The following is a 25,516-nucleotide window of genomic DNA, read 5'->3' as shown; positions in this document are numbered from 1 at the left end:
CAAAGGAAGGCTCTCCATGTCCGTTCTGAACACCACGCTCAAACCCTTCAACGCGACCGCCTACAAGGACGGCAAGTTCGTCGACATCAGCGACGCCGACGTGAAGGGCAAATGGGCGGTCTTCTTCTTCTATCCGGCCGACTTCACCTTCGTCTGCCCGACCGAACTCGAAGACCTCGCCGACATCTATCCGACGCTCCAGAAGATGGACGTCGAGGTTTATGCCGTGTCGACCGACACGCATTTCTGCCACAAGGCCTGGCACGACACCTCGCTGCGGCGATCGGCAAGATCAATTACTATATGGTCGGCGACCAGAACCATGTGATCTCGAACAATTTCGAGGTTCTGCGTCCGGGCGTCGGCCTCGCCGACCGCGGCACCTTCGTGCTCGATCCCAATGGCGAAATCCAGCTGCTCGAAATCACCCCCGAGGGTGTGGGCCGCAACGCCGCCGAGCTGCTGCGCAAGATCAAGGCGCTGCAATATTGGGTGAGCCACCCGGGAGAAGTCTGCCCCGCGAAGTGGGAAGAGGGCGCCGAAACCCTCGCTCCCTCGCTCGACCTCGTCGGCAAGATCTGAGCTTCGGGCGGGATGGCGTGAGGTTGATCGCGCTACCTGCCCTCACCCTTCCGGCGCTTCGCGCCTCCCTCCCTCTCCCGGCGGGAGAGGGAAGGGGCCCGCCGGCGAAGCCGGTGGGAAGGGTGAGGGTGGCGGGTGCGGTATCAAGTCATCCCGTTCAATTTTGACCGCGTATTGCCGGAGGGGCGGCGGCACGACCGCAACCCCACGGTGTCTCTCTCTCCCTCTCGCAGGAGCTCTCCCCATGCTCGACGCCAATCTGAAGCAGCAGCTTCAAGGCCTTCTCACGAACCTTCGTGAACCGATCGAACTCGTCTCGTCATTGGACGACGGCGCCAAGTCGGCCGAGCTGGCGACCCTGCTCGACGATATCGCCGCGCTGTCGGACAAGGTCGGCGTGGTTCAGGCCGACGATGACGCGCGCCGCCCCAGCTTCCTGATCCGCCGCACCGGCCACCCCGAAATCGCGGTGCGTTTCGCGGGCATCCCGATGGGGCATGAATTCACCTCGCTCGTCCTCGCGCTGCTCCAGGTCGGGGGCCACCCGCCGAAGGTCGCGCCGGAGGTGCTCGAACAGGTGCGCGCGCTCGACGGCGACTATCGTTTCGAAACCTATTTCTCGCTGTCGTGCCAGAATTGCCCCGACATCGTGCAGGCGCTCAACCTGATGAGCGTTGTCAATCCGCGCATCACCCACACCGCGATCGACGGCGGCCTGTTCCAGGCCGAGGTCGAGGATCGCAAGATCATGGCGGTGCCGGCCATCTTCCTCAACGGCGAGACTTTCGGCCAGGGCCGCATGGAACTGGAACAGATCCTCGCCAAGCTCGACAGCGGCGCCGAAGCCAAGGCGGCCGAAAAGATCGCGGCCAAGGATGCGTTCGACGTGCTCGTCGTGGGCGGCGGTCCCGCGGGCGCCGCGGCCGCCATCTACGCCGCGCGCAAGGGTATCCGGACCGGCATCGCCGCCGAGCGCTTCGGCGGGCAGGTGCTCGACACGATGGCGATCGAGAATTTCATCTCGGTCCCGCACACCGAAGGGCCGAAGCTCGTTGCGCAATTGGAGCAGCATGTGAAGGATTATGATGTCGACGTCATGAACCTGCAGCGCGCCGAGAAACTGATCCCCGCCAGGCAAGATGGCGGCCTGCACGAGGTCGTGCTGGCGAACGGCGCGTCGCTCAAGAGCCGCACCGTGATCCTCTCGACCGGCGCGCGCTGGCGCCAGCTCGGCGTGCCGGGCGAGGATGCGTATCGCAACAAGGGCGTCGCCTACTGCCCGCATTGCGACGGCCCGCTCTACAAGGGCAAGCGCGTCGCGGTGATCGGCGGCGGCAACAGCGGCGTCGAGGCGGCGATCGACCTCGCCGACCTCGTCGCACATGTCACGCTGATCGAGTTCGACAGCCAGCTTCGCGCCGACGCGGTGCTTCAACGGAAACTGGCGAGCCTGCCCAACGTCAAGATCATCACCTCGGCGCTGACCACCGAAGTGCTCGGCGATGGCGAGAAGGTCACGGGCCTTGCCTACAAGGACCGCAACAGGGACGCCGATCACCAGATCGAGCTCGAGGGCATCTTCGTCCAGATCGGCCTCGTTCCCAACACCGAATGGCTGAAGGACGCGGTCAACCTGTCGCGCCACGGCGAGATCGAGGTCGACCATCGCGGCGAGACGAGCCACGCCGGCATCTTCGCGGCGGGCGACTGCACCACAGTGCCCTACAAGCAGATCGTGATCGCGATGGGGGAGGGGTCGAAGGCGGCGCTGTCGGCGTTCGACTACATGATCCGCCTGCCCGCCGAAGCGGAAGCCGAGGCGGCGTAATCCACCGTCGTCATCCCGGGCTTGACCCGGGACCCGCCTTGTCTTCAGGATCGGGCAGCCCCCGGGTCAAGTCCGGGGTGACGAGGTTGTGCATGGCCGACAGGAAAAACCCGCCCCCACCGATCCCGCTCTGCCGCTTCGAGGAACTGGCCGAGCGCGAGAATCGCCTGCGCGAGGAAGCGGCGCGCAAGCCGAAGAAGCCGACCCAAGGCGCGCCTGGATCGTGATCGACTTCGAGTTAAAAAGCCTGTGCTCCCGCGAAGTCGGGAGCCCATCTCCTACCCGTGCCGGATTGAACCGGCGGGAGATGGGTCCCCGCCTTCGCGGGGACACGCCTGTGCTTCATTCAAGGTCGATCACGCGCTAACCCGCCGTCGCGAACCGCTTCGGCGGCACCCCCACCTGCCGCGCGAAGGCCGTACTGAACGCGCTCGCCGACCCGTAACCGACGCGCAGCGCAATCTCCTCGATCCGCCCCGTGCCGCGGCGCAGCAGGTCCTTCGCCAGGCTCATCCGCCAGCCGAGCAGATATTCCATCGGCGGCACCCCGACGATGCGCGCGAAGCGGTCGAAAAAGGCCGATCGCGACAGCGCGGCCTCCTTCGCCAGCTCGGCGGTCGTCCACGGATGCGCTGGCTCGGCATGCATGCGCCGGATCGCCGCCGCCAGCCGTGGATCGCCGAGGCCGCGCAGCAGCCCCGGCGGCGCGTCGTCGCCGCCCACCGCGCGCAGCGCCTCGACGATTAGTATCTCGACCAGCCGCCCGAGCACCAGGTCGCGCCCCGCGGCGTCGCCGCCCGCCTCCTCGCGGATCATCGCGACCAGCGCCGCGAGCCGCGCCGCGCCGCGCAGGTGGATCACCGCGGGCAATTGCGCGACGAGCAGGTCGGCATCGGGCGAATCGAACTGGAAATAGCCGCCCATCATGCGCACGTCGGGCGGACCGTCGGCGCGGCCGTGGCGCACCTCCTCCAGCCGGCGCGGGGGCGAGCTTGGGGTCGATGAAGACCGGCACCGCGGGCTCGAACCCCGCGATGGTGAAGCCCGGCGTCGCGGGCAGGAAGACGAAATCGCCCGCCTCGATGCGGATCGCCTCCGCGCCTTCGACACGCAGCCGGCACGCCCCCTCCAGCACCGCGCAAAAGCCCGGATGCCCAAAATCGCCGTAGCGCACCGCCCACGCCCCCGCGCCGCTGATCCCCTTGGCAAAGACGGTGCGCGGCCGCAGCAGCGCGATGATATCGGACAGGGGATCGAGCATATCGGGACGATCTATAAAGAAATATGGATGATTAATTATAGATAGTCCGATGGCGCGGGTCTAGAGGCTTTTCATCGCAACCCGAAAGGAACCGACCCCATGAAAACCATCCTCATCACCGGCTGCTCGTCGGGCTATGGCCTTGAAACTGCCCGCCATTTCCACGCCCGCGGCTGGACCGTCATTGCCACCATGCGCACCCCCTCCGCGGCACCTTTTGCACCTTCCGAAACTCTCCGCCTCCTCCCCCTCGACGTCACCGACGACGCCAGCATCGCCGCCGCGATCGCCGCGGCGGGGCCGGTCGACGTGCTCGTCAACAATGCCGGCATCGGCCTGTTCGGCGCGCTCGAACATTCGCCGATGGCGAAGATCCGCTCGGTCTATGCGACCAACACGCTCGGCACGATCGCGATGACGCAGGCGGTGATCCCGCAGATGCGCGAACGCGGGTCGGGCACGATCGTCAATATCACCTCCTCGGCGACCCTCGCGCCTTTCCCGCTCGCCGCCGCCTATACGGGAAGCAAGAGTGCGATCCAGGGCTTCACCGGCAGCCTCGCGCACGAGCTGGCGCCGCTCGGCATCGCGGTGAAGCTCGTCGAGCCCGGCTATGGCCCGACGACCGCCTTTTCTCAGAACACCGACATCCGGCTTCAGGATGTGCTGCCCGAACCCTATGCCGGCTACGCCGCGCCGATCCTGGCGGGCATGGCCGAACCGGCGCTGTTCACGACCGAAGCCGATGTCGCGGAGGCCGTATGGGCGGCGGTCCACGACGAAAGCGGCCAGCCCCATTTCCCGGCCGAGCGCCGACGCGCTCGCGCTGGTCGCCTGACGGGCCTAGTCGGGGAGGGGCAGGGGAAGCCTGGCGTCGACCAGCGCCGCCAGCTTCTCGACCTCCCCGGCGGTGAAGCGCAGTCCCAGCTTGCTGCGCCGCCACAAGATGTCGTCGGTCGTCCGCGCCCATTCGCGCGTCATCATCCACTCGACCTCGGCGACCGACAGCCCGTGCGCGATCTCGCCGCCGACACCGTCCCAATCCCTGGCCGTGCCCAGCCAGCGGAAGGCGTCGGTGCCATAGGCGCGCGCGATCCGCTCGGCGGCGGTCATCGGCAGGAAGGGATGGTTGCGCCGGATCTCCATCGCCAGCATCAGCACGCCGGTCAGCGGGAAATCGCCGCCGGGCAGCGGCGCCGTCGCGGTCCAGCGCTTGACCGATACGGCCTCGAGATGATCGGACAGCTCGTCGACCGCATGTTCGGCGACATGGCGGTAACTGGTGATCTTGCCGCCATAGATGGTGAGCAGCGGCGCGCCCTCGTCGGTGTCGATGTCGATGCGATAGCCGCGCGTCGCCGCCTCGGGCCGGCCCGACCCGTCTTCGATCAGCGGGCGCACCCCCGAATAGGTCCAGACGACGTCGGCGGGGGTAACGGGCTGGCGGAAATATTCGCTCGCCCCCTCGCACAGATAGGCGATCTCTTCCTCGCTCGCGTGCACCTCTTCCAGCGTTCCCTGATGATCGACGTCGGTGGTGCCGATCAGCGTATAGTCATGCTCATAGGGGATGGCGAAAAAGATGCGCCTGTCGGGCAGCTGAAAGAAATAGGCATAATCGTGGCCGAACAGGCCCGGCACGACGATATGCGATCCGCGCACCAGCCGCATCGCATAGTCGGGCTCGGCATCGGCGCGGCGCAGCAGGTCGAGCACCGCGGGGTCGGCGGCGTTGACCAGGCTGCGCCCGGTGAAGCGATACGCCTGGCCCTTGTCGCCGGTGGCCTCGACCACCCACAGCCCGTTTTCGACGCGCAGCCTCTCGGCGCGCGTGCGCGTGCGCACCTTGGCGCCGCGGTCGGCGGCGTCGCGCGCATTGAGCAGCACCAGCCGCGCATCGTCGACCCAGCCGTCCGAATATTCGAAGCCGCGGACATATTGCGGCTGCAGCGCGCCGCCCGCGTCATGCCGGGCGAGGGTGATGCTGCGCGTCGCGGGAAGCTTTTTCCGTCCGCCGAGATGGTCGTAGAGGAACAGCCCGAGCCGCAGCAGCCAGCGCGGCCGCAGCCCGCTGCGATAGGGCAGCACGAAGCGCATCGGGCGAATGATGTGCGGCGCGATGCCCCACAGGATCTCGCGCTCCTTCAGCGCCTCGCGCACCAGGCCGAATTCATAATGTTCGAGGTAGCGCAGGCCCCCGTGGATCAGCTTGGTCGAGGCCGAGGAGGTGCCCTGTGCGAGGTCGCCCTGTTCGAGCAGCAGCACCCGCGCCCCGCGCCCGGCGGCATCGCGCGCCACCCCGGCGCCGTTCACCCCGCCGCCGATCACGATCACGTCATAGGGCTGCGGCGGTTCGGTCATGAGGGCGGGTCTTAGAGCCATTCCGGGCGAAATGGAAACATCCCCTCCTCTTCAGAGGAGGGGCAGCGAGACTTGCGCGCGAAGCGCGTTAGTCGCAGCGGGGTGGTGTTTCCTCACCGGCGTCCACCACCCCAAACCCCTCCTCTGAAGAGGAGGGGCTTCAAGACGGATGGCGCCGACCGGATCAGCCTACGTATGCTGCGTTGCATTCCCCCGGCGCATCCTCCACTTTCGGTTCCGGATATCCAAGGGGACTGAAGTGAGCGTCAAGGTCGAGACATTGGTCCTGTTCGGGGCGACGGGCGACCTTGCCCAGCGCATGCTCTTCCCCTCGCTCTACAATCTCCACCTCGAAGGATTGCTCGCGCCCGAACTGACGATCGTCGCCTCGGGCCGCTCGCAGATGGACCGGGCCGGGTGCCACGATATGGTGAGGAAGGCGCTCGCCGATCACCTCCCCGCCGACCGGCTCGACGACGGCCCGATCGCCGGCTTCCTCGATCGCATCGACTATTGCCCGGTCGACGCCGAGCGTCGGCACCGGTTACGACGCGCTGGCGGCACAGCTCGGCGACCGGCTCGGCCGCCCGATCGGCGCCTATCTGTCGACCCCGCCGTCGATGTTCGGCCCGATCGCGCAGGGGTTGAAAGGCGCGGGTATCGCCTGCACCGAATGCCGCATCGCGATGGAAAAGCCGATCGGCCACGACCTCGCCTCGTCCGACGCGGTGAATGCCGAGGTCGGCGACGCCTTCGCCGAAGATCATGTGTTCCGCATCGACCATTATCTGGGCAAGGAGACGGTCCAGAACCTGCTCGCGCTGCGCTTTGCCAACATGCTGTTCGAGCCCCTGTGGAACGCGCAGGCGATCGACCATATCCAGATCACCGTCGCCGAGACGGTCGGGCTGGAGGGCCGCGTTTCCTATTATGACGGCGTCGGCGCGCTGAAGGACATGGTGCAGAACCATATGCTCCAGCTGCTCGCGATCATCGCGATGGAGCCGCCCGCCAGCGTCAGCGCGACCGCGGTGCGCGACGAAAAGGTCAAGCTGCTGCGCAGCCTTCGCAAGATGAAGGCCGAGGACGTCAAGATCCACAGCGTGAAAGGCCAATATGCGAGCGGCGCCGTCGGTGGCGCGGCGGTGAAGGGCTATGCCGACGAGCTGGGACATCCGTCGAACACCGAGACTTTCGTCGCGATCAAGGCGTTCATCGACAATTGGCGCTGGAAGGGCGTGCCTTTCTATCTGCGCACCGGCAAGCGCATGCCCGAACGCAAGTCGGAGGTGCTGATCCAGTTCAAGCCGGTGCCGCACAACATCTTTGCGCGCGTCGGCGCCGCGAAGCTCGACGCGAACAGCATGATCATCAACCTCCAGCCCGAGGAGAATATCCGGGTCAAGGTGATGGCGAAGCAGCCGGGGCTCGACCGCGACGGGGTGAAGCTGAAAGAGGTGACGATGGACGTCTCGCTCTCGCACAGCTTCGCGGGCGAGCGGCGGCGGATCGCCTACGAACGGCTGCTGCTCGACTTCATCGAAGGCGACCAGACGCTGTTCGTTCGCCGTGACGAGGTGGAGGCGCAATGGCAGTGGATCGATTCGATCCGCGACGCCTGGGCCGCGGTCGACCTAGCGCCGCAGAGCTACACCGCGGGCAGCTGGGGGCCCAGTTCGGCGATCGCCCTGATCGAGCGCGACGGGGCGAGCTGGCATGATTGAAGACCTACCTCCCCTCTCCCCTTGCGGGAGAGGGTTGCGCAGACTTGGCAGCTTGCTGCCTAGTCGAAGCTGGGTGAGGGGTTGCGGTCCGCAGGACCGCGCGCTCGCCTCGCGAGCGCAACCCCTCATCCAACTCCGCCTAGGCGCTTCGCGCCAAGGCTTCGTATCCTTCTCCCGCAAGGGGAGAAGGGATCAGGTATGACCTTATGACCCCCCTCCACCCCACCATCGCCGCCGTCACCGACCGCATCATCGCGCGCAGCGCGCCGCGCCGCGCCGCCTATCTCGACCTGATGGAGCGCCAGCGCGAGGCGGGGACCAATCGCGGCAACCTCTCCTGCGGCAACCTCGCGCACGGCTTCGCGGCGGCGGGCGACGATAAGAGCGCTATTCGTTCCGGCGCGGCGATGAATATCGGCATTGTCACCGCCTACAACGACATGCTGTCGGCGCATCAGCCCTATGGCCGCTATCCCGAGCAGATCAAACTCTTCGCGCGCGAAGTCGGCGCCACGGCGCAGGTCGCGGGCGGCGTTCCCGCGATGTGCGACGGGGTGACGCAGGGACAGGCGGGCATGGACCTGTCCTTGTTCAGCCGCGACACTATCGCGCAGGGCACGGCGATCGCACTCAGCCATGCGATGTTCGAGGGCGCGCTGCTGCTCGGCATCTGCGACAAGATCGTCCCCGGCCTCTTGATCGGGGCGCTGCGTTTCGGGCACCTGCCGCAGATCCTCGTCCCCGCGGGGCCGATGCCCTCGGGTCTCGCCAACAAGGAAAAGCAGCGCGTCCGCCAGCTCTATGCCGAGGGCAAGGCGAGCCGCGACGAACTGCTGGAGGCGGAGGCGGCGAGCTATCACGGCGCGGGAACCTGCACCTTCTATGGCACCGCGAACTCGAACCAGATGATGATGGAACTGATGGGGCTGCACATCCCCGGCAGTGCCTTCGTCAATCCTGGCACGAAGCTGCGGCAGGAACTGACCCGCGCCGCGACGCACCGGGTGGCGCAGATCGGCTGGGACGGCGACGATTATCGCCCGCTCGCGCGCTGCATCGACGAAAAGGCGATCGTCAACGCCGCGATCGGCCTGCTCGCGACGGGCGGGTCGACCAACCATGCGATCCACCTGCCCGCGATCGCGCGCGCGGCGGGGATCGTCATCGACTGGCAGGATTTCGACGAGCTCAGCCACGCGGTTCCGCTGCTGGCCCGCGTCTACCCGAACGGCGCGGGCGACGTGAACCATTTCCACGCTGCGGGCGGGATCGGCTTCGTCGTCAAGGAACTGCTCGGCGCCGGGCTGCTCCACGGTGATGTGCTCACCGTGGGCGGGACGATGGCCGATTATGCCTATGAACCCGTTCTCGGTGATGCTGCGGACGAACCGCTCCCCGGCGAAAGCCGGGGCCCAGATGCGACGCCGGACCATGGACCCCGGCTTTCGCCGGGGAACAGTCCGCTCACATGGCGACCCGCTCCCGAATTCTCGCGCGACGACACGATGCTCCGCCCGGTCGCCGCGCCCTTTTCGCCCGACGGCGGGATGCGGCTGCTCGCCGGCAATCTCGGCCGCGCGATCGTCAAGACCAGCGCGGTCGCCGAGGACCGCTGGACGATCGAGGCGCCGTGCCGGATCTTCGACGACCAGAACCAGGTCATCGCCGCCTTCAAGGCGGGCGAACTCGACCGCGACGTCGTCGTCGTCGTCCGCTTCCAGGGGCCGCGCGCCAACGGCATGCCCGAACTGCACAAGCTGACCCCCGCGCTCGGGGTGCTGCAGGACAAGGGCTATCGCGTCGCGCTGCTCACCGACGGCCGCATGTCGGGGGCGAGCGGCAAGGTGCCCGCGGTGATCCATCTGTCGCCGGAGGCGCTGCCCGGTACCGATGGCGTGAGCGGCCCGCTGGCCTTCCTCGTCGATGGCGACATCGTCCGTGTCTGCGCGCGCAAGGGCGAGGTGCTGGCGCTCGTCGATCCCGTAATCTGGGCCGCGCGCAGCGCCGCGGTCGCGCCGCCGCCCGCGCTCGGCGTCGGCCGCGAACTGTTCGCGCTGTTCCGCTACCATGCCGACGAGGCGGAGAAGGGCGGGTCGGCCATGCTCGCGGCGATGGAGACGATAATCTAACCCATGCCCGTTCGTGCTGAGCTTGTCGAAGCACCGTCTTTCTCTTCAACGGGTCAATGAAGAACAGCCCTTCGACAAGCTCAGGGCGAACGGAGTAGAAAATGGCAGGTCAATCCATCGACCAGATCATGCGGCTGGCACCCGTCATCCCGGTGATCGTGATCGACCGCGTCGAGGATGCGGTACCGATGGCCGAGGCGCTCGTCGCGGGCGGCTTGCCGGTGCTCGAGGTGACCTTGCGCACCCCCGCCGCGCTCGACGCGCTGACCGCGATGAGGGCGGTCAAGGGCGCGGTCGTCGGCGCGGGCACCGTGCTGAACCCCGCGATGCTGAGCGCCGCGATCCATGCGGGCGCCGAATTCATCGTCTCGCCGGGCCTCACCGACACGCTCGGCAAGGCGGCGGTGGCGAGCGGCATTCCCTTCCTGCCCGGCACCGCCAACGCCGGGGATATCATGTGCGGGATGGACCTTGGCCTCGACCGCTTCAAATTCTTCCCCGCGGCGACGAGCGGCGGCATCCCGGCGCTGAAGGCGCTCGCTGGCCCCTTCGGCCAGGCGCGCTTCTGCCCCACCGGCGGCATCACCGCGGCGACCGCGCCCGACTGGCTCGCGCTGGGTGCGGTGCTGTGCGTCGGCGGCAGCTGGGTCGTGCCGCCGGGGCCGCTCGACCCGGCGCGGATTGAAGAATTGGCCCGCGAGGCATCGGCGCTTTCGGGCCATTGATTAACCCCATTTTACCTGTCATCGTGCAGGGATAAGCGGCAATATAGCCGCAGGTGGGGAGTTGCGAGTGCCAAGGCCACAGCCGCATCTGGAAGAAGTACTCGCATCCGAGCCCGGACCGCATATCGCCGCGCTGTTCGATTTCGACGGCACGATCATCTCGGGCTATTCGGCCACCGCGATGCTGCGCGAGAAATTCCAGCGCCGCGAAATGTCGGTCGAGGAAATCGCCGAGACCGCGCAGGTCATCGCGCAGCACAGCCTCGGCAATATCGGCTTTTCGGGGCTGATGACCGCCGCCGCCAAATTCATGAAGGGCGTCGACGAGGAAAGCTTCGTCGCATTCGGCGAAGAACTCTACAAGAAGCATATCGCCCGCAAAATCTATCCCGAGACACGCGCGATCATCGAGGCGCATCAGGCGAAGGGCCACCGCGTCGCGATCATCTCGTCGGCGACCATCTATCAGATCGAACCGACCGCGCGCGACCTCGGCATCGCCGACATCAAATGCTCCGCCTACGAGATCGAGGACGGGGTGTTCACCGGCGAGATCGTCCGTCCCTTGTGCTTCGGCGAAGGCAAGGTGCTCGCGGCCGAAGAGTTGGCCGCCGAATATGGCCTCGATCTCGACCAGAGCTTTTTCTATTCGGATAGCGACGACGATATCGAACTGCTCGAACGCGTCGGCAAGCCGCGTCCGCTCAACCCGAACATGAAATTGAAGGGCATCGCCGACGAGCGGAACTGGCCGGTGCAGCGCTTTGCAAGCCGCGGCACGCCGTCGTGGATCGACTATGCCCGCACGATATACGCCACCGGCTCGCTCGTCGGTGCCTTCGCGGCGGGCCTGCCGATCTGGGCGCTCACCCGCTCGCAGCGCGAGGCGGTCAATTTCTCGATGGGGCTGTTCGGCGATTTCGCGACCGCGATCACCGGCGTCGAGCTGGAGGTCGAGGACGAAAGGCATCTCTGGTCCTCGCGCCCCTGCGTCTTCATCTTCAACCATCAGAGCAAGGCGGACGTCATGATCCTCGCCAAGCTCATCCGCCGCGACATGGGCGGGGTGGGCAAGAAGGAGATCAGGGACATCCCCATCCTCGGCAAGCTGATGGAATGGGGCGGGACCGTCTTCGTCGACCGCGCCGACGGCAAGAGCGCGATCAAGGCGATGGAACCGCTGGTCGATGCGATCAGGGAAGAAGGCAAGTCGATCTGCATCGCGCCCGAAGGCACGCGCAGCCTGACGCCGAAGCTCGAACCCTTCAAGAAGGGAGCTTTTCACCTTGCGATGCAGGCGGGGGTGCCGATCGTCCCGATCGTGATCCACAACGCGACCGACGTCGCGCCCAAGAACGAGTTCGTCATGCGCCCGGCGACGGTGCGCGTCACCGTGCTGCCCCCGGTCGACACGTCGAAATGGACGCCGAAGACGATCAACAGCCATGTCCGCGACGTACGCAACATGTTCCTGCGCACGCTGGGGCAGAGCGAGGAAAGCGCGGCGGACTCGGTTGCCGCGAAGACGGTGGAGGCCAAGCCCGCAAAGGCCGCCGTCAAGGAAGCGCCCGCGAAGAAGCCTGCCCCCGGGAAGAAGGCGGCGGTCAAGAAGCCCTCTCCCCGAAAGGGAAGGACCACCTAGGTCATGACACCTTTCTCTGTTCGTCCTGAGCTTGTCGAAGGACCGTCCTTTTCCTTTGCCCTAGTTGAAAGGAAGAACGGCCCTTCGACAAGCTCAGGGCGAACGGACATGCTGGTTCTGAAATTCCGTCGCGGATGCCGGTCCCCGACGGAGGGGGAGTAGGGCGGTGGCCGACGGCACGCCCCGCACGCCGATCGTGGCGGAAGCGGCGGCCGACCGGCTCTATATCATCGACGCGCGCAATGGCGTCGAACGCCAGCTCTTGCTCGACTGGATCCATGCCACCGCGGGCGACAGCGAACCCGCGTGGACCAGCCTCGATATCGAGGACGGCGACCATGCGCTGCCCGTCGACGTCCTGCAGGCGCGGCTCGGTGGCGCGCCCTCGCGGCAGGTGGTGCCGCTGCGCGTCGCGTGGCGCATTCCGGGGTTCGACCGCGACCGCGCGCTCAAACTTCGTCACCTGATCTTTGGCGACCCGCGCCATCCGGGCCCGCTCCGCGCGCGGCTGATCCTGCTGCGCGACCGCCGCCGGGCGCAGATACTGGTCGGGGAGGCGGCCTCGCTCGACGCCTTGCGGACCCGCTTCTGTGCGCAGACCGGTGGCGGGGACGGCGAAGGCGCCGACAGCCCCGAATTCGCGGGCTTCGTCGCGCGGCAGGCGGCGCTGGCGCTCGATGTCGCCGAACGCGGCGTTCGCGGGACGCGCTACAAGGTGCCGCGTTTCGTGGCCGAATCGCTGCGCACCAACCCCAAGTTCCGCGCCGCGCTCGCCGACCTTGCCGGAACGCTGGGGCGGCCGGTCGGGGAGCTCTTCCGCGAAGCACGGCCCTTGATGAAAGAGGTGATCGCGCGGCCCTCGGCGCTGTTCCTCGACCTGCGCGCCTGGCTCGATCGCAAGATGTTCGGCGGTTACGCGCCCGAGATGGAGATCGACGCCGCCGAACTCGCCCGGTTGCGCACCATATTGCGCGAGCATCCCACCGCGATCCTGTTCACCCACAAGACCTATATCGACGGCGCCACGCCCAGCTGCGGCTCGCCTATGAAAACGACCTGCCGATGCTGCACCTGTTCGGCGGGGCGAACCTCGATTTCGCGATCATGGGGGAATTTTATCGCCGGTCGGGGATGATCTTCGTCCGCCGCAGCTTTCAGGACCAGCCGGTCTACAAGCTGGTGCTGCGCCACTATATCGCCTGGCTGCTGGCCAAGCGCTTTCCCTTGAGCTGGGCGTTCGAGGGGACGCGCTCGCGGCTCGGCAAGCTGATGCCGCCCAAATATGGCCTGATGAAATATGTCCTCGACGCCGCCCACGCGACGGGGACGCAGGGCGTGCATTTCGTGCCCTTCGTCACCAGTTTCGACCTGATCCTCGACGTCGAGGAATATGCCGCCGAACAGACGGGCCGGGTGAAGAAGGCCGAAAGCCTCGGCTGGTTCGTCGGCTATATGCGCAACCTCAAGAAACCGTCGGGGCGCATCCGGCTCGACATCGGCAAGCCGATCGTGATCGAGAATGCACCGGGTCCCGAGGATAAGCGGGCGCTCGAACGGATCGCCTTCTCGGTCGCGGTCGAGGCCAATCGCGTTACCCCGCTCACCGTCTCGTCGGTGATGTGCCTGATCCTGCTCGGCACTGCGCCGCGCGGCGTGACCGCCGCCGAATTGCTCGCGACGATCGGTGCGGTAAAGGAGTGGGCGCAGGCGCGTGGCGTGCGGCTCAGCAAGGAACTGGAAAGCGCCGATGACCGGGCGCTGTCGGCGACGGTCGATACGCTGGTCGAGAGCGGGCTGCTCACCCGCTACGAGGCGGGCAGCGAGAATGTCTATTCGATCGACCCCGCCAAGCATCCGATGGCGAGCTATTACCGCAACATCATCGTCCATCATTTTCTCGACCGCGCGATGATCGAGATCGCGCTGTTCCAGCTGCGCGATGCCGACAGCGGCGATGCGACCGCGGCCTTCTGGGCGCAGGTCGATCGCCTGCGCGACCTGTTCAAATTCGAATTCTTCTATCCGCCGCGCGACGAGCATCATGCCGCGATCGAGGCCGAGCTGGAGCGCATCGACCCGACCTGGGCGAAGCGGCTCGCCAGCGGCGATCGCGGCGTCGCGCAGCTCATCCGCCGCTGCCAGCCGGTGGTCGGTCACGCGGTGCTGCTGTCCTTTGCGGAGGCCTATTCGGTGGTCGCCGACCTGTTGTCGCGCGCGGCTCCCGGTGAGGCGGTGGACGACAAGGCGATCGAGGCGGCGGCGCTGGCCGAGGGCAAGCAGGCCTATCTGCTGCGCCGGATCAGCAGCGAGGCGGCGATCGGAAAACTGCTCTTCGCCAACGGCCTGTCGCTGATGCGCCACATGGGGCTCGCCGAGCCCGCGACCCCCGACATCCTCGCCGCGCGCCGCGCCTTGCTAATGGAACTGCGCGGGCTCGCCAACGTCATGGAAACGATGCGCCTGTCGACGCTGGCGCTTGCGGACCGATTGCCGCCACCGGGAGAAGGACATGCTTAAGCAGCTCAGCGCGCAGGACGCCCAGTTCCTCTATACCCAGACCGCGAACAATCTGACGCACATCATGGGGGTCTATATCTACGATCCCTCGACCGCGCCCGGCGGCTTCGTGCGGTTCAAGGACATCATCCGTCATGTCGAGAGCCGCGTCCACACCTCGCCCTTGTTCAAGCGCCGGCTGCACCGCCTGCCGTTCGACATGGACCATCCCTATTGGGTCGAGGACGAGCATTTCGACATCGAGGCGCATATGAGCCACGCGCGCCTGCCCGAACCCGGCGACTGGCGCCAGTTCTGCATCGCGGTCGCGCGCTATTTCTCGAAGCCGATGGATATGAACCGTCCGCTGTGGGACATATATATCATCGAGGGGCTCGACCGGATTCCGGGCATCCCCAAGGGCAGCTTCGCGATGCTCCATCGCGTCCATCACGCCGCGGTGGACGGCGCCTCGGGCGCGCACGCCTTCATCGCGATGAGCGACATCGACGCGAAGGGTACCCCCGCGATAGCCGAGCCGCCCCCGGCGGAAGACCTCGGCCGCGCGCCGTCGAGCGCCGAGACGCTGACCCGCGCCTGGTCGGCGTCGATGCAGTCGCCGGTGAAATTCGTGAACGCGCTGCTCAAGGTGTCGCCCGCGATCGTCGCCTCGGCGCGGCGGTCGATCGCCGAGGGCGGGATGACGGCGGGGGTGCCCGAGACGCGCTTCAACGTCCCCGTCGGTCCGCACAAGATGTTCGATGCGACCACCGTCGCGCTGTCCGATGTCGCCGAAATCCGCAAGAAGGTGCCCGGCGCGACGGTCAATGACGTGGTGCTGACGACCGTCGGCGGCGCGCTGCGCAAATATCTGGCGAAGCACAAGGAACTGCCGAAGGAAAGCCTGGTCGCGGTCGCGCCGATCAATCTGCGCGGCAAGGAAAAGGGCGCCGAGCAAGGCCAGCACGCCCGGCAATCAGGTGTCGGCGATGAGCGTCCCGATCCGCACCGACATCGCCGATCCGCTCGAACGGCTCGCGGCGGTGCGCGATTATACGGTCGAGGCGAAGGAGGCGAAAGCGGGGGTCAGCGCGCGGCTGATGACCGACCTGTCGCAGCATATTCCGGGCGCGACGATGGCGGCGGTCGCGCGCATCCTCACCAGCGAGCGTTTCGCGGTGCGCGGGACCAACCTGTTCATCTCGAACGTACCGGGCGCGCAGGTGCCGCTATACCTCGCCGGGGCGCAACTCGTGCAGCAGCACGGCATGGCGCCGCTCGCGAACAATATGGGGCTGTTCATCGCGACCCCGAGCTACAACGGCCGCATCGCCTTTTCGATCATCGGCGAGCGGTCGATCATGCCCGACATCGCTTTTTTCCGCACCTGCATCGACGAGAGTTTCGCCGATCTGATCGCGGCGGCGCCGAAGCCCGAAAAGCCCAAAGCCGCTACGGCAAGGCCGAAAACGGCAGACAAATCCAGGGCTGCGGCGAAGCCTGCGGCCAAGGGGGGGACGAAAGCCGCCGCCAGGTCCGCACGGAAACCAGTTGCTAAAGCGAACGCGACCGGCAAAACTCGGGGCAAGGGACGATGACGTCATGCTGCTCCCCTCCCCGACGGGGAGGGGTCGGGGGTGGGGGAGCGAGGCGAAGCCGAGCGTCCCTGCCAGCGATGGAGCACCCCCACCCGGCCTCCCCCTTGAGGGGGAGGAGGAATGGAGCAGCGCGGCGTCGAGCCTATGAAATGACAGTTCGCAGGACGACCAGATGCTTTTCACCCCGACGCTCAGCGCCGACCGCGATCTCGTGACCGCGCCCGACTATGCCGCCTGGTCGAAGGCCGCGCGCGAGCATGACAGGAAGTCGGGGATGCAGGCGTGGCGCGATGCCGACGAGAGCAAGCATTTCGACTATAAGGCCATTCGGGCAAGGCTCGAACGGCTCCGCGCGCTGTCGGCGGCGGGCGACGTCAAGGGGCTGCTCTTCGTCCTCAACGAGGGTATCCACGGCAATATCGACGGCATGGGGCACGAACGCCTCTATTCCAAGGCGCGCTTCGGCACCAAGACGCTGATCGAGGACTATGTCGCCGAGGTCGTGTCGGCGCTGGGCAGGATCGCCGCCTCGCGCAGCATCGGCCGCGAGGAAAAGCGCGACTTCTTCCGCCGCGCCCAGCATTGCTACGGGCGCTCGGCGCTGCTCCTGTCGGGGTCGGGCAGTTTCCTCTTCTTCCATATCGGCGTCGTCAAGGCGCTCTGGTCGGAGGGTGTGCTGCCCGCGATCATGTCGGGCGCCAGCGGCGGGTCGATCGTCGCGGCGGTGGTCTGCACGCGCAAGGATGCCGACATCGGCGCGCTTCTCGAAAGCGACCGCCTCGCCAATCCGGCCCGCAGCCCCGACACGCGCCGCCTCGCATCCGACGAGGTGCGCGACCGGCTTGCCGATCTGATTCCCGACCTGACCTTTCAGGAGGCTTATGAAATCAGCGGCCGCCACCTCAACGTCTCTGTCGCGCCGCGCGGAAAAATATCAGAACGGCCGCCTGCTCAACGCGATCACCGCGCCCAACGTGCTGATCCGCGAGGCGGTGCTCGCCTCCTGCGCGGTGCCCGGCGTTTTCCCGCCGGTCATGCTGATGGCGCGCGACGACAAGGGCGCGCGTGTGCCGTATCAGCCCGACCGGCGCTGGGTCGACGGGTCGGTCACGCACGACATTCCGACCAAGCGGCTCGAACGCCTCTATGGCGTCAACCATCATATCGTCAGCCAGGCGAACCCGATCGCGCTGCCCTTCGCGAGCGACACGCGCAAGCAGATGGCGCCGATCGAGGCGATCCAGCACGCGTCGATGGCGACCTTCAAGGCGTGGCTCAACGCGAATATGGTGATCTTCCAGAAGCCGCTGGAGATGATCCCGCCGCTCAACAGCGTCGCCAATCTCGCGCGCTCGGTGATCAACCAGGAATATACCGGCGACATCAACATCATCCGTCCGCCCAAATTCTGGTCGCCGGCCAAGATATTGAGCGATCTGGCGCAGGACGACATCGAGGAGCTGATCGACACCGGCCAGCGCACGGCCTGGCCCAAGGTCGAGATGGTGCGCACCCAGACCGCGATCAGCCGCGCGCTCGAAGGCATTTTGGCGAAGCTCGACAAGGCCGGCGACGATGGTCCGGGCCACCGCAGCGCCGCGCTGAAGAAGGCGGTGCGATAGGATGGCGAGCGGGGCGCTGGTGCTGCCGCACGGATCGGCCGGCGCGGGCGCGGCGCTGCACGTCACCCACTGGCTTCCGGAAGGGCAGCCCAGGGCGGCCGTGCTGCTCGCGCATGGCTATGCCGAACATGCGGGGCGGTACGAGCATGTGGCGAAACGGCTGACCGATGCGGGCTATGCCGTCTATGCCGTCGATCATTGGGGACATGGCCGCTCCGACGGCACGCCGGGTTTCGTGCCGCGCTTTTCGGCCTTCACCGACGGCATGGCCGAATTGCTGACGCTGGTCGAGGTCAACCATGGCGACACGCCGCGCCTGCTGCTCGGGCACAGCATGGGCGGGCTGATCGCGACGCTGTTCCTGATTCAGCGGCAGGATGCGTTCGCCGCCGCCGCATTGTCGGGCCCCGCGATCCTCCCCGCCGCGCCGCCGTCGCGCTTCACGGTCTGGATCAGCCGTTTCCTTTCGCGCTTCTTCCCCCGGCTCGGCGTGCTCGCGCTCGATGCCAATGGCGTCAGCCGCGATCCCGCGGTGGTCGCCGCCTATCTGGCCGACCCGCTCGTCTACACGGGCAAGATCGGCGCGCGGCTCGGCAAGGAGATGATGAACGCGATGGCGGCGGCGCAGGCGGGCGCGCCGAAAATCACGCTGCCGATCCTGCTCCAGCACGGCGAAGCCGACGCGCTGACCGCGCCTGCGGGCTCGCGCTATCTGTTCGATCATGTGGCGTCGAAGGACAAGCGGCTCGAAATCTATCCCGGCCTGTTCCACGAAATCTACAACGAGCCGGAGCGCGATGCGGTGCTGGACGATCTGGTCGGCTGGTTCGATGCGCATGTCCGGCGGCCACAATAACGCCCTCCCCTTCAGGGGAGGGCAGCGAGACTTGCCAGCTTGCTGGCTTAGTCGCAGCGGGTGGGGGCCAGAGGCCTTGCGCAAGCTGTCGGGCCCCCACCCCAACCCCCCCTGAAGGGGAGGGGCTTCAGGACATCCCATGAAAATCCTTCTCATCCTGATCGCCGCGCCGCTGATCGCGCTGGCCTTGCTCTATTTCGTCTTTCCCGAGCGGCTGGTCGCCCTCGCGCGCTGGCTGATGCGGCGGCGCGCGCGTTTCGTGCAGAACAGCGTCACCGTCGACGGCCGCGTCTGGCCCTATCTGGAGGGCGGCGATGCGTCGAAGCCCGTTCTCGTCATGGTCCATGGTTTCGGCGCCGACAAGGATCATTGGAGCTTCTACGCGCCCTGGCTGACCCGCGATTATCGCGTCATCGCGCCCGACCTGCCGGGTTTCGGCGAAAACGACCGCGACCCGGCCCTGCCCTATGACGTCGCCAGCCAGTCGGAGCGGCTGAAGGGCTTTCTCGACGCGCTGGGGCTGGAACGTCCGCATCTCGGCGGCAACAGTATGGGCGGCTGGATCGCGCTGCGCTTCGCGATTGACCATCCCGGCCGCCTCCGCACGCTGACGCTGATGAACAATGCCGGCATCATGGGCGAGAAGGAAAGCTTGTTGCAGCAGCAGGCCGCCGACCGCAGCTACAACCCGCTCGTCCTTGCCGATCTCGACGATGCCGAGCGGCTGATCGCCTTTGTCGTGCACAAGCCAACGCGCGTCCCGGCGCGGCTCAAACCCGCCATCTATGGCGACGCGCTGCGCCACCGCGACCTGCTCGACACCATCTTCTGGATCATCGCGGACGATATGGAGCGAAACCCGCTCAACGACGAACTCGGTAAGGTGACCGTGCCGACGCTGATCATCTGGGGGCGTCACGACAAGCTGATCGACGTCAGCTGCGTCGCCGTGCTCGAAGCGGGGATTGCGGGGTCGCGATCGCACATCTTCGACCATGTCGCGCATGTACCGATGATGGAGGACCCCAAGGCGACCGCCGAGGTCCAGCGCGAGTTTCTTGCCAAGCATTGAAACAGCCGCCACTCTCTTCCGAAAACAGGGAGAGGTTGCATGCGTCTGAAGGTCGGCCTGCTCGGCGGGGGCAGTTGGGGGACGACGGTCGCGTCGGTGGTATCGCGCAACGCCCCGATCAGCCTCTGGGCCCGCGATGCCGAAACCGTCGAAAGCATCAACACCGCCCGCGAGAACCGCAAATATCTTCCCGGTATCGCGCTGCCGCCGGCGCTGCGCGCGACGAACGACATAGCCGATGTGGTCGCGCGCGCCGATGTCCTCGTCATGGGCGTGCCCTCGCACAGCTTCCGCGGCGTGCTCGAAGAGGCGCGCCATCACCTCCGCCCCTGGGTGCCCGTCATCAGCCTGACCAAGGGCCTCGAACTCTCGTCGGGCAAGCGGATGACCGAACTGATCGAGGAAGTGCTGCCGGGCCATCCCGTCGGTGTCCTCACCGGCCCGAACCTCGCGCGCGAGATCATGACCGGGCAGGCGGCGGCGAGCGTCCTGTCGATGGAGGACGAGATCGTCGTCCGCGCGCTCCAGCCCGTGTTCCACTCGGGCCTGTTCCGCGTCTACACCAACACCGACCTGCTCGGCTGCGAACTCGGCGGGGTGCTCAAGAATATCATCGCGATCGCGGTCGGCATGGGCGACGGGCTGGGGGCGGGCGACAATACGCGCTCGGCGCTGATGACGCGCGGGCTGGCCGAAATCACCCGGCTCGGCGTCGCGATGGGCGGGCGCGCCGAAACCTTCGCCGGCGCTTCGCCGGCATGGGCGATCTGATCGCCACCTGCACCAGCCCGCTCAGCCGCAACCGCCATGTCGGGGTCGAACTGGGCAAGGGCCGGAGGATCGACGACATCATCGCGGGCATGAACATGGTCGCCGAAGGCGTGAAGAGCGCGCCGACCGTGATCGCGCTCGCCGAAAAGCACGGCCTTGTCATGCCGATCGCGCAGGACGTCTATGACGTGACGCAGGGCCGCCGCAGTGCGCAGGAGGTGTTTCGCGGCCTGCTCCGCTCGTCGGTCGGCGACGAAGCGCATCCGGGCTAGAGCGGAGTCGCCCTCACCCTTCCGGCGCTTCGCGCCTCCCTCCCTCTCCCGGCGGGAGAGGGAAGGGGCCCGCCGGCAAAGCCGGTGGGAAGGGTGAGGGGGATCATATTTGCTCGATTCCGCCGCCAGACGTTCCGAATCTCCGCCGAACCGCGAAGAAATCGCCCCGCTCGATCGTTCTTATCCCGACCCGGATCATCCGGGCGAGTCGATCAGGAGATGGACGATGAAAAAGTGGACCACCCTCGCGCTTTGCCTGGCTCTCCCCGCCGGTTCCCTGGCCGCGGTTCCCTATGGCTCGATGCCGCCGGGCTTCGATCCCCCGCCGGTGCGCGCGAAGCCGATCGCGGGCATCTACAACCAATATTGGTACAACTACAAAGCCGACATTCTCGAGGCCGAGAAGGAACTGGTCAGCGACCTCCGCCACGCCACCGACCGCGAGGACCGCTGGGACGCGTGGGACGAATGGACGGTCGAAGTGGCCGATGCCGACAAGGATTATGTCAAGGAAATGCGCAAGAAGGGCTATCGCACCGGCCGCGTGACGGTCGGCGGCTGAGCCGCCAAGGACTCCCCGGAGCGAGGCTTCGGGTCGCAAGGGAGGGCGGGCGTCACATGGGGCGCCCGCCCTTTCTCTGTCTGCGGGCGGATGGCCGGTTTCGGGCGGTGGCGGACGTTTATCTCCCCTCCCTGCAAGGGAGGGGCTGGGGGTGGGTTGCCGCCGAAGGCGGCGTTCTTTCTTCTTGCTCGCTGCGCTCGCTACCCACCCCTAACCCCTCCCTAAAAGGGAGGGGAATGACTGCTATCCACCCCAAAGCGGATACACCGATAATCGGTCGCTCAATAACTCCGCGGCATCCCCAGCACATGCTCCGCGACATAGGACAGGATCATGTTCGTGCTGATCGGCGCGACCTGATAGAGGCGCGTTTCGCGGAACTTGCGCTCGATGTCATATTCGGCCGCGAAGCCGAAGCCGCCGTGCGTCTGGATGCAGGCCTCGCCCGCGGCCCAGCTCGCCTCGGCGGCGAGCATCTTCGCCATGTTCGCCTCCGCGCCGGCATTCTCGCCCGCCTCATATTTGGCGATGCCGTCGTGGACGAGCAGTTCGGCGGCGCGCATCTGGGCATAGGCGCGCGCGATCGGGAATTGCACGCCCTGGTTCTGGCCGATCGGGCGGCCGAACAGCACGCGCTCCTTGGCATAGGCGCTCGCCTTTTCGATGAAGTATTTGGCGTCGCCGATGCACTCGGCGGCGATCAGCAGCCGTTCGGCGTTCATGCCCGAGAGGATATAGCGGAAACCCTTGCCCTCCTCGCCGATCAGGTTGGCGGCGGGGATGCGCATATTGTCGAAGAAGATTTCGGTCGTCGCATGGTTCATCATCGTGTCGATCGGCCGGATCGACAGCGTGCCCGCTGCCAGCGCCTCCTTCATGTCGACCAGGAACACCGACAGGCCTTCGGTGCGGCTCGCGGCCTCCTCGCGCGGGGTGGTGCGCGCGAGCAGGATCATCAGGTCGCTGTGCTCGGCGCGGCTGGTCCAGAGCTTCTGGCCGTTGACCACATATTCGTCGCCATCGCGTTTCGCGACGGTCTTGAGGCTCAGCGTATCGGTGCCGCTCGTCGGCTCGGTGACGCCGAAGGCCTGCAGGCGCAGCTCGCCGGTCGCGACCTTGGGCAGATAGCGTGCCTTCTGCTCTTCCGACCCGTGGCGGAGCACGGTGCCCATCACATACATTTGCGCGTGGACCGCGCCGCCGTTGCAGCCCTGCCGCTGGATTTCCTCCAGGATCGCCGCCGCGGCCGACAGGGGTAGGCCCGCGCCGCCATAGTCCTCGGGGATCAGCGCGGCGAGATAGCCCGCCTCGCCCAAGGCTGCGACGAATTCCGACGGATAGGCGCGCACCTTGTCCTTGGCCTGCCAATAGGGGCCCGGGAACTGCGCACAGAGCTTCGCGACCTCTTCGCGGATGTCCGAATAATCCTGCATCACGCCGCCTCGAAGATCGCGGCGATGCCCTGGCCGCCGCCGATGCACATGGTTTCGAGGCCGTAGCGTCCGCCGCGCCGCTGGAGCTCGCGGGTCAGGTTGGCGAGGATGCGCCCGCCGGTCGCGCCGATCGGATGGCCGAGCGAGATGCCCGATCCGTTGACGTTCAGGATTTCGTTGCGGCTGTCGTCGTCGGACCAGCCCCACCCCTTGAGCACCGCGAGCACCTGCGGCGCGAAGGCCTCGTTGAGTTCGACGAGGTCGATGTCGCCCCAGCCGAGCCCGCTGCGTGCGAACAGCCGCTCGGTCGCCGGCACCGGGCCGATGCCCATGCGGGCGGGGTCGCATCCCGCCGCCGCCCAGCTATGGAACCAGGCGATGGGTTCGAGGCCGAGTTCGTCGAGCTTGTCCTCGGCGACGATCAGGCAGGCCGCCGCGGCGTCGTTCTGCTGGCTGGCATTGCCGGCAGTGACCACCCCGCCCTCCAGCGCGCGGAGCTTGCCCAGCGTTTCCATGCTGGCGTCGGCGCGATAGCCTTCGTCATGGTCGAAGACGACAGGATCGCCCTTTTTCTGCGGCACCGCGACCGGGACCAGCTCGTCGGCGAACAGCCCCTTTTCCCACGCGGTGGCGGCATTCCGGTGACTGCGCACCGCATAGGCGTCGCACGCCTCGCGGCTGATGTCATAATCCTTCGCCAGATTCTCCGCCGTCTCGATCATCCCCGTGATGACGCCGAAACGCTCGACCGGCTGCGACATCACGCGACCGCGCGTCAGCCGGTCGTGCAGCGTGACATTGCCTGCGCGCACGCCCTTCCTGAGGTCGGTCGAATAATGTTCGACATTCGACATGCTCTCGCAGCCGCCCGCGACGACGACGTCGGACATGCCCGTCTGCACCATCATCGCGGCGTTGACGATCGCCTGCAATCCCGAGCCGCAGCGACGGTCGAGCTGGTATCCCGGCACCTCGATGGGGAGGCCCGCGGCGAGCCACGACCAATGCCCGATGCACGGCGCCTCGCCATTGCCATAGCCCTGCGAAAAGACGACGTCGTCGACACGCGCGGGGTCGATCCCCGTGCGCTCGATCAGCGCCTTCAGGATGACGGCACCCAGTTCGCCCGCGGTCAGGCTGGACAGCGCGCCGCCGAACTTGCCGACGGGGGTGCGAATGGGGGCGACGATGGCGGCGCGGCGAAGGGTCATTCCATTTCTCCAAAGCAGTTTTGTACCGGCCCCGCCTCCCCGAGCGAAGACGAGGGGCTATGCCGAGCGAAGTCGAGGCAGCAACGGCGCAGCTTCTCGCTTCGCTCGAACGAGCCCCTCGTCTTCGCTCGGGGAAACGGGGTGGGAGCTGTCATTTCGGATTCGCCTTGCCGACGATGCCGGCTGTCGATCAGGCGGGCGATTTCGCCCGAAGGAAGCGAAAGCCGCTCGGCCAGCACCTCTTCCGAATGCTGGCCGTTGCGCGGGGCGGGGGCGGGCGGCTGGCGCTCCAGCTGCGGCACCGTGGCGAAGGCGCCCGCGGCGGGATAGGCGAAGCCGCTCGGATTCTCCGCCGCCCCGAAGATGGGGTTGTGCGCGACGAGCGCCGGGTCGTTCGCCGCGTCGAGCATGGTGCGATAGGGCGAATGGACGATCCCGCCCGCGTCGAAGGCGGCGGCGAGATCGGCATGGTCGCGGCTCCCGATCGCCGCCTCGAACAGCGGATAGAGCGCGTCGCGATGGGTGAAGCGCAGCCCGTCGTCCTTGGCGAAGGAGATGCCGCGTTCGGCCTCGACCGCCGCCACCGCTTCGCCGAGGCCGAGCGCCGCGACCAGATTGGCCCATTGCCGCGGCGTCACCACGACGATCATCGTCCGCTGTCCGTCGCGCGTCACGAAATCGCGCCCGAACAGGCCATAGACGGCGTTGCCCAGCCGCGGACGGTTGGCGCCGCCGTAGAGCACTTCTGCGATGCCGCCCAGATTGGCGACGGTGCCGATCGCGATGTCCGACAGCGGCAGGCGAACCTCGCCGCCTTCGCCGGTCGCGCTGCGCCGCTGGATCGCCGCGAGCAGCGCGAACGCCGCATAGGCGCCGGTGAGCAGGTCCCAAGCGGGCAGTACATGATTGACCGGTTCGGGCCCGGTGCCGGTAAGCATCGGATAGCCGACCGCATTGTTGACCGTATAGTCGAGCGCGGGCGATCCGTCGGCCCAGCCCATCACGCGCACGGTGACGAGGTCCGCGCGGCCCTCCGCCAGCACCTCGTGCGACAGAAAGCCGCCGACCGGAAAGTTGGTGACGAACTGGCCGGTCGCGCGCACCAGCGCCTGCAACAGCTCGCGCCCTTCGGGCCGGGCGAGGTCGAGCGCGACCGACTTCTTGGCGCGGTTGAGATTTTCCCAATAGAGCGAGTCGCCCGCCTCGGTCACCGGCCAGCGCCGGAAATCGGGCCCGCCGCCGATCTGGTCGACGCGGATCACCTCGGCCCCCATCTGCGCGAGATAGAGGCCCGCGGTGGGTGAGGCGACGAAGGAGGAGGCTTCGATGACCGAGAGATTGGGGAGGAGGTTATACATATCGGCTCCCCTC

At 67.0% G+C, this 25,516-nt stretch carries 19 protein-coding genes and 6 pseudogenes; 19 read left to right on the top strand and 6 right to left on the bottom strand.

Features of this window, described 5'->3' with window-relative positions; all coding sequences use genetic code 11:
• Positions 1-16 precede the first annotated feature (16 nt).
• From ahpC to N0A20_RS13295, 3 genes and pseudogenes are all read left to right on the top strand, one after another.
• Positions 17-582: pseudogene (gene ahpC, locus N0A20_RS13305) on the top strand (alkyl hydroperoxide reductase subunit C).
• Between the two features lie 244 nt (positions 583-826).
• On the top strand, positions 827-2,410 hold the full coding sequence (gene ahpF / locus N0A20_RS13300; RefSeq protein WP_260580834.1) for an alkyl hydroperoxide reductase subunit F: 1,584 nt from the start codon (positions 827-829) through the stop codon (positions 2,408-2,410).
• A 92-nt stretch (positions 2,411-2,502) separates the two neighbouring features.
• On the top strand, positions 2,503-2,637 hold the full coding sequence (locus tag N0A20_RS13295) for a hypothetical protein (protein ID WP_260580833.1): 135 nt from the start codon (positions 2,503-2,505) through the stop codon (positions 2,635-2,637).
• Between the two features lie 136 nt (positions 2,638-2,773).
• Here the strand turns inward: N0A20_RS13295 and N0A20_RS13290 are convergent, their stop codons facing one another.
• Both N0A20_RS13290 and N0A20_RS13285 read right to left on the bottom strand, forming a co-directional pair.
• Positions 2,774-3,058, bottom strand: coding sequence for a helix-turn-helix transcriptional regulator (locus tag N0A20_RS13290; RefSeq protein ID WP_260583915.1), 285 nt, complete (start codon positions 3,056-3,058; stop codon positions 2,774-2,776).
• Between the two features lie 135 nt (positions 3,059-3,193).
• Positions 3,194-3,671 (bottom strand): annotated as a pseudogene (locus tag N0A20_RS13285) (cupin domain-containing protein); the annotation flags it as partial.
• Positions 3,672-3,770: 99 nt separating this feature from the next.
• On the opposite strand from N0A20_RS13285, the pseudogene N0A20_RS13280 reads away from it, so the two are divergent.
• Positions 3,771-4,256, top strand: a pseudogene (locus N0A20_RS13280) (SDR family NAD(P)-dependent oxidoreductase); the annotation flags it as partial.
• Between the two features lie 258 nt (positions 4,257-4,514).
• On the opposite strand, the gene glpD reads toward N0A20_RS13280, so the two are convergent.
• A complete protein-coding gene (glpD, locus tag N0A20_RS13275; RefSeq protein WP_260580832.1) occupies positions 4,515-6,032 on the bottom strand; it encodes a glycerol-3-phosphate dehydrogenase in 1,518 nt (505 codons plus the stop codon).
• A 319-nt stretch (positions 6,033-6,351) separates the two neighbouring features.
• On the opposite strand from glpD, the pseudogene zwf reads away from it, so the two are divergent.
• The 15 genes and pseudogenes from zwf to N0A20_RS13200 all read left to right on the top strand — a co-directional run bounded on the left by zwf (position 6,352) and on the right by N0A20_RS13200 (position 21,501).
• Positions 6,352-7,756 (top strand): annotated as a pseudogene (gene zwf / locus N0A20_RS13270) (glucose-6-phosphate dehydrogenase).
• A gap of 206 nt (positions 7,757-7,962) precedes the next feature.
• Positions 7,963-9,885: a phosphogluconate dehydratase gene (locus N0A20_RS13265; RefSeq protein ID WP_260580831.1), complete on the top strand. Its 1,923-nt coding sequence runs from the start codon at positions 7,963-7,965 to the stop codon at positions 9,883-9,885.
• Positions 9,886-9,986: 101 nt separating this feature from the next.
• The gene (gene eda, locus N0A20_RS13260; protein WP_260580830.1) at positions 9,987-10,610 is read left to right on the top strand and encodes a bifunctional 4-hydroxy-2-oxoglutarate aldolase/2-dehydro-3-deoxy-phosphogluconate aldolase; all 624 of its coding nucleotides are present in this window, start codon (positions 9,987-9,989) and stop codon (positions 10,608-10,610) included.
• Positions 10,611-10,677: 67 nt separating this feature from the next.
• Complete coding sequence (locus N0A20_RS13255) at positions 10,678-12,252, top strand: HAD-IB family hydrolase (protein ID WP_260580829.1); 1,575 nt, start codon at positions 10,678-10,680, stop codon at positions 12,250-12,252.
• Between the two features lie 166 nt (positions 12,253-12,418).
• Positions 12,419-13,387 carry a hypothetical protein gene (locus tag N0A20_RS13250; protein ID WP_260580828.1) on the top strand — a complete coding sequence of 323 codons (969 nt, stop codon included), beginning with the start codon at positions 12,419-12,421 and terminating at the stop codon, positions 13,385-13,387.
• Positions 13,315-14,769: a 1-acyl-sn-glycerol-3-phosphate acyltransferase gene (locus N0A20_RS13245; protein ID WP_260580827.1), complete on the top strand. Its 1,455-nt coding sequence runs from the start codon at positions 13,315-13,317 to the stop codon at positions 14,767-14,769. Before N0A20_RS13250 ends, N0A20_RS13245 begins: the two co-directional genes overlap by 73 nt.
• Positions 14,762-15,526 (top strand): annotated as a pseudogene (locus N0A20_RS13240) (wax ester/triacylglycerol synthase domain-containing protein); the annotation flags it as partial. The gene N0A20_RS13245 and the pseudogene N0A20_RS13240, both read left to right, overlap by 8 nt.
• A gap of 211 nt (positions 15,527-15,737) precedes the next feature.
• Positions 15,738-16,346, top strand: coding sequence for a WSD1 family O-acyltransferase (locus N0A20_RS13235; protein ID WP_260583914.1), 609 nt, complete (start codon positions 15,738-15,740; stop codon positions 16,344-16,346).
• Positions 16,347-16,518: 172 nt separating this feature from the next.
• Positions 16,519-17,088: pseudogene (locus N0A20_RS13230) on the top strand (patatin-like phospholipase family protein); the annotation flags it as partial.
• 139 nt (positions 17,089-17,227) lie between these two features.
• On the top strand, positions 17,228-17,968 hold the full coding sequence (locus N0A20_RS13225) for a patatin-like phospholipase family protein (protein WP_260580826.1): 741 nt from the start codon (positions 17,228-17,230) through the stop codon (positions 17,966-17,968).
• A 1-nt stretch (position 17,969) separates the two neighbouring features.
• On the top strand, positions 17,970-18,824 hold the full coding sequence (locus N0A20_RS13220; protein ID WP_260580825.1) for an alpha/beta hydrolase: 855 nt from the start codon (positions 17,970-17,972) through the stop codon (positions 18,822-18,824).
• A gap of 139 nt (positions 18,825-18,963) precedes the next feature.
• Positions 18,964-19,896 (top strand): alpha/beta fold hydrolase, encoded by a 933-nt coding sequence (locus N0A20_RS13215; protein ID WP_260580824.1) that lies wholly within the window; start codon positions 18,964-18,966, stop codon positions 19,894-19,896.
• Positions 19,897-19,935: 39 nt separating this feature from the next.
• Complete coding sequence (locus N0A20_RS13210; RefSeq protein ID WP_260580823.1) at positions 19,936-20,667, top strand: NAD(P)H-dependent glycerol-3-phosphate dehydrogenase; 732 nt, start codon at positions 19,936-19,938, stop codon at positions 20,665-20,667.
• Complete coding sequence (locus N0A20_RS13205) at positions 20,655-20,939, top strand: NAD(P)H-dependent glycerol-3-phosphate dehydrogenase (RefSeq protein ID WP_260580822.1); 285 nt, start codon at positions 20,655-20,657, stop codon at positions 20,937-20,939. Before N0A20_RS13210 ends, N0A20_RS13205 begins: the two co-directional genes overlap by 13 nt.
• A gap of 226 nt (positions 20,940-21,165) precedes the next feature.
• Complete coding sequence (locus tag N0A20_RS13200) at positions 21,166-21,501, top strand: hypothetical protein (protein WP_260580820.1); 336 nt, start codon at positions 21,166-21,168, stop codon at positions 21,499-21,501.
• Between the two features lie 281 nt (positions 21,502-21,782).
• Here the strand turns inward: N0A20_RS13200 and N0A20_RS13195 are convergent, their stop codons facing one another.
• The 3 genes from N0A20_RS13195 to N0A20_RS13185 are packed head-to-tail and all read right to left on the bottom strand — an operon-like array spanning position 21,783 to position 25,503.
• On the bottom strand, positions 21,783-22,934 hold the full coding sequence (locus tag N0A20_RS13195; RefSeq protein WP_260580819.1) for an acyl-CoA dehydrogenase family protein: 1,152 nt from the start codon (positions 22,932-22,934) through the stop codon (positions 21,783-21,785).
• On the bottom strand, positions 22,934-24,145 hold the full coding sequence (locus tag N0A20_RS13190) for an acetyl-CoA C-acetyltransferase (RefSeq protein ID WP_260580818.1): 1,212 nt from the start codon (positions 24,143-24,145) through the stop codon (positions 22,934-22,936). Before N0A20_RS13190 ends, N0A20_RS13195 begins: the two co-directional genes overlap by 1 nt.
• Positions 24,142-25,503, bottom strand: coding sequence for a CoA transferase (locus tag N0A20_RS13185; protein ID WP_260580817.1), 1,362 nt, complete (start codon positions 25,501-25,503; stop codon positions 24,142-24,144). The genes N0A20_RS13190 and N0A20_RS13185 overlap by 4 nt, the downstream gene beginning before the upstream one ends.
• Positions 25,504-25,516: the final 13 nt, after the last annotated feature.

It is taken from the genome of Sphingopyxis sp. PET50 (assembly GCF_025244705.1).
Lineage (GTDB): Bacteria > Pseudomonadota > Alphaproteobacteria > Sphingomonadales > Sphingomonadaceae > Sphingopyxis.
The sequence above is the reverse complement of the archived record's forward strand: the minus strand, read 5'-3'. Positions and strand labels throughout refer to the sequence as shown.

Bases quoted from the DNA above. Each gene is read 5' to 3' on its own strand.
- ahpF (WP_260580834.1), top strand. From the start codon at position 827: ATGCTCGACGCCAATCTGAAGCAGCAGCTTCAAGGCCTTCTCACGAAC.
- N0A20_RS13295 (WP_260580833.1), top strand. From the start codon at position 2,503: ATGGCCGACAGGAAAAACCCGCCCCCACCGATCCCGCTCTGCCGCTTC.
- N0A20_RS13290 (WP_260583915.1), bottom strand. From the start codon at position 3,058: ATGCATGCCGAGCCAGCGCATCCGTGGACGACCGCCGAGCTGGCGAAG.
- glpD (WP_260580832.1), bottom strand. From the start codon at position 6,032: ATGACCGAACCGCCGCAGCCCTATGACGTGATCGTGATCGGCGGCGGG.
- N0A20_RS13265 (WP_260580831.1), top strand. From the start codon at position 7,963: ATGACCCCCCTCCACCCCACCATCGCCGCCGTCACCGACCGCATCATC.
- eda (WP_260580830.1), top strand. From the start codon at position 9,987: ATGGCAGGTCAATCCATCGACCAGATCATGCGGCTGGCACCCGTCATC.
- N0A20_RS13245 (WP_260580827.1), top strand. From the start codon at position 13,315: ATGCTGCACCTGTTCGGCGGGGCGAACCTCGATTTCGCGATCATGGGG.
- N0A20_RS13235 (WP_260583914.1), top strand. From the start codon at position 15,738: ATGAGCGTCCCGATCCGCACCGACATCGCCGATCCGCTCGAACGGCTC.
- N0A20_RS13225 (WP_260580826.1), top strand. From the start codon at position 17,228: ATGAAATCAGCGGCCGCCACCTCAACGTCTCTGTCGCGCCGCGCGGAA.
- N0A20_RS13220 (WP_260580825.1), top strand. From the start codon at position 17,970: ATGGCGAGCGGGGCGCTGGTGCTGCCGCACGGATCGGCCGGCGCGGGC.
- N0A20_RS13215 (WP_260580824.1), top strand. From the start codon at position 18,964: ATGAAAATCCTTCTCATCCTGATCGCCGCGCCGCTGATCGCGCTGGCC.
- N0A20_RS13210 (WP_260580823.1), top strand. From the start codon at position 19,936: ATGCGTCTGAAGGTCGGCCTGCTCGGCGGGGGCAGTTGGGGGACGACG.
- N0A20_RS13205 (WP_260580822.1), top strand. From the start codon at position 20,655: ATGGGCGATCTGATCGCCACCTGCACCAGCCCGCTCAGCCGCAACCGC.
- N0A20_RS13200 (WP_260580820.1), top strand. From the start codon at position 21,166: ATGAAAAAGTGGACCACCCTCGCGCTTTGCCTGGCTCTCCCCGCCGGT.
- N0A20_RS13195 (WP_260580819.1), bottom strand. From the start codon at position 22,934: ATGCAGGATTATTCGGACATCCGCGAAGAGGTCGCGAAGCTCTGTGCG.
- N0A20_RS13190 (WP_260580818.1), bottom strand. From the start codon at position 24,145: ATGACCCTTCGCCGCGCCGCCATCGTCGCCCCCATTCGCACCCCCGTC.
- N0A20_RS13185 (WP_260580817.1), bottom strand. From the start codon at position 25,503: ATGTATAACCTCCTCCCCAATCTCTCGGTCATCGAAGCCTCCTCCTTC.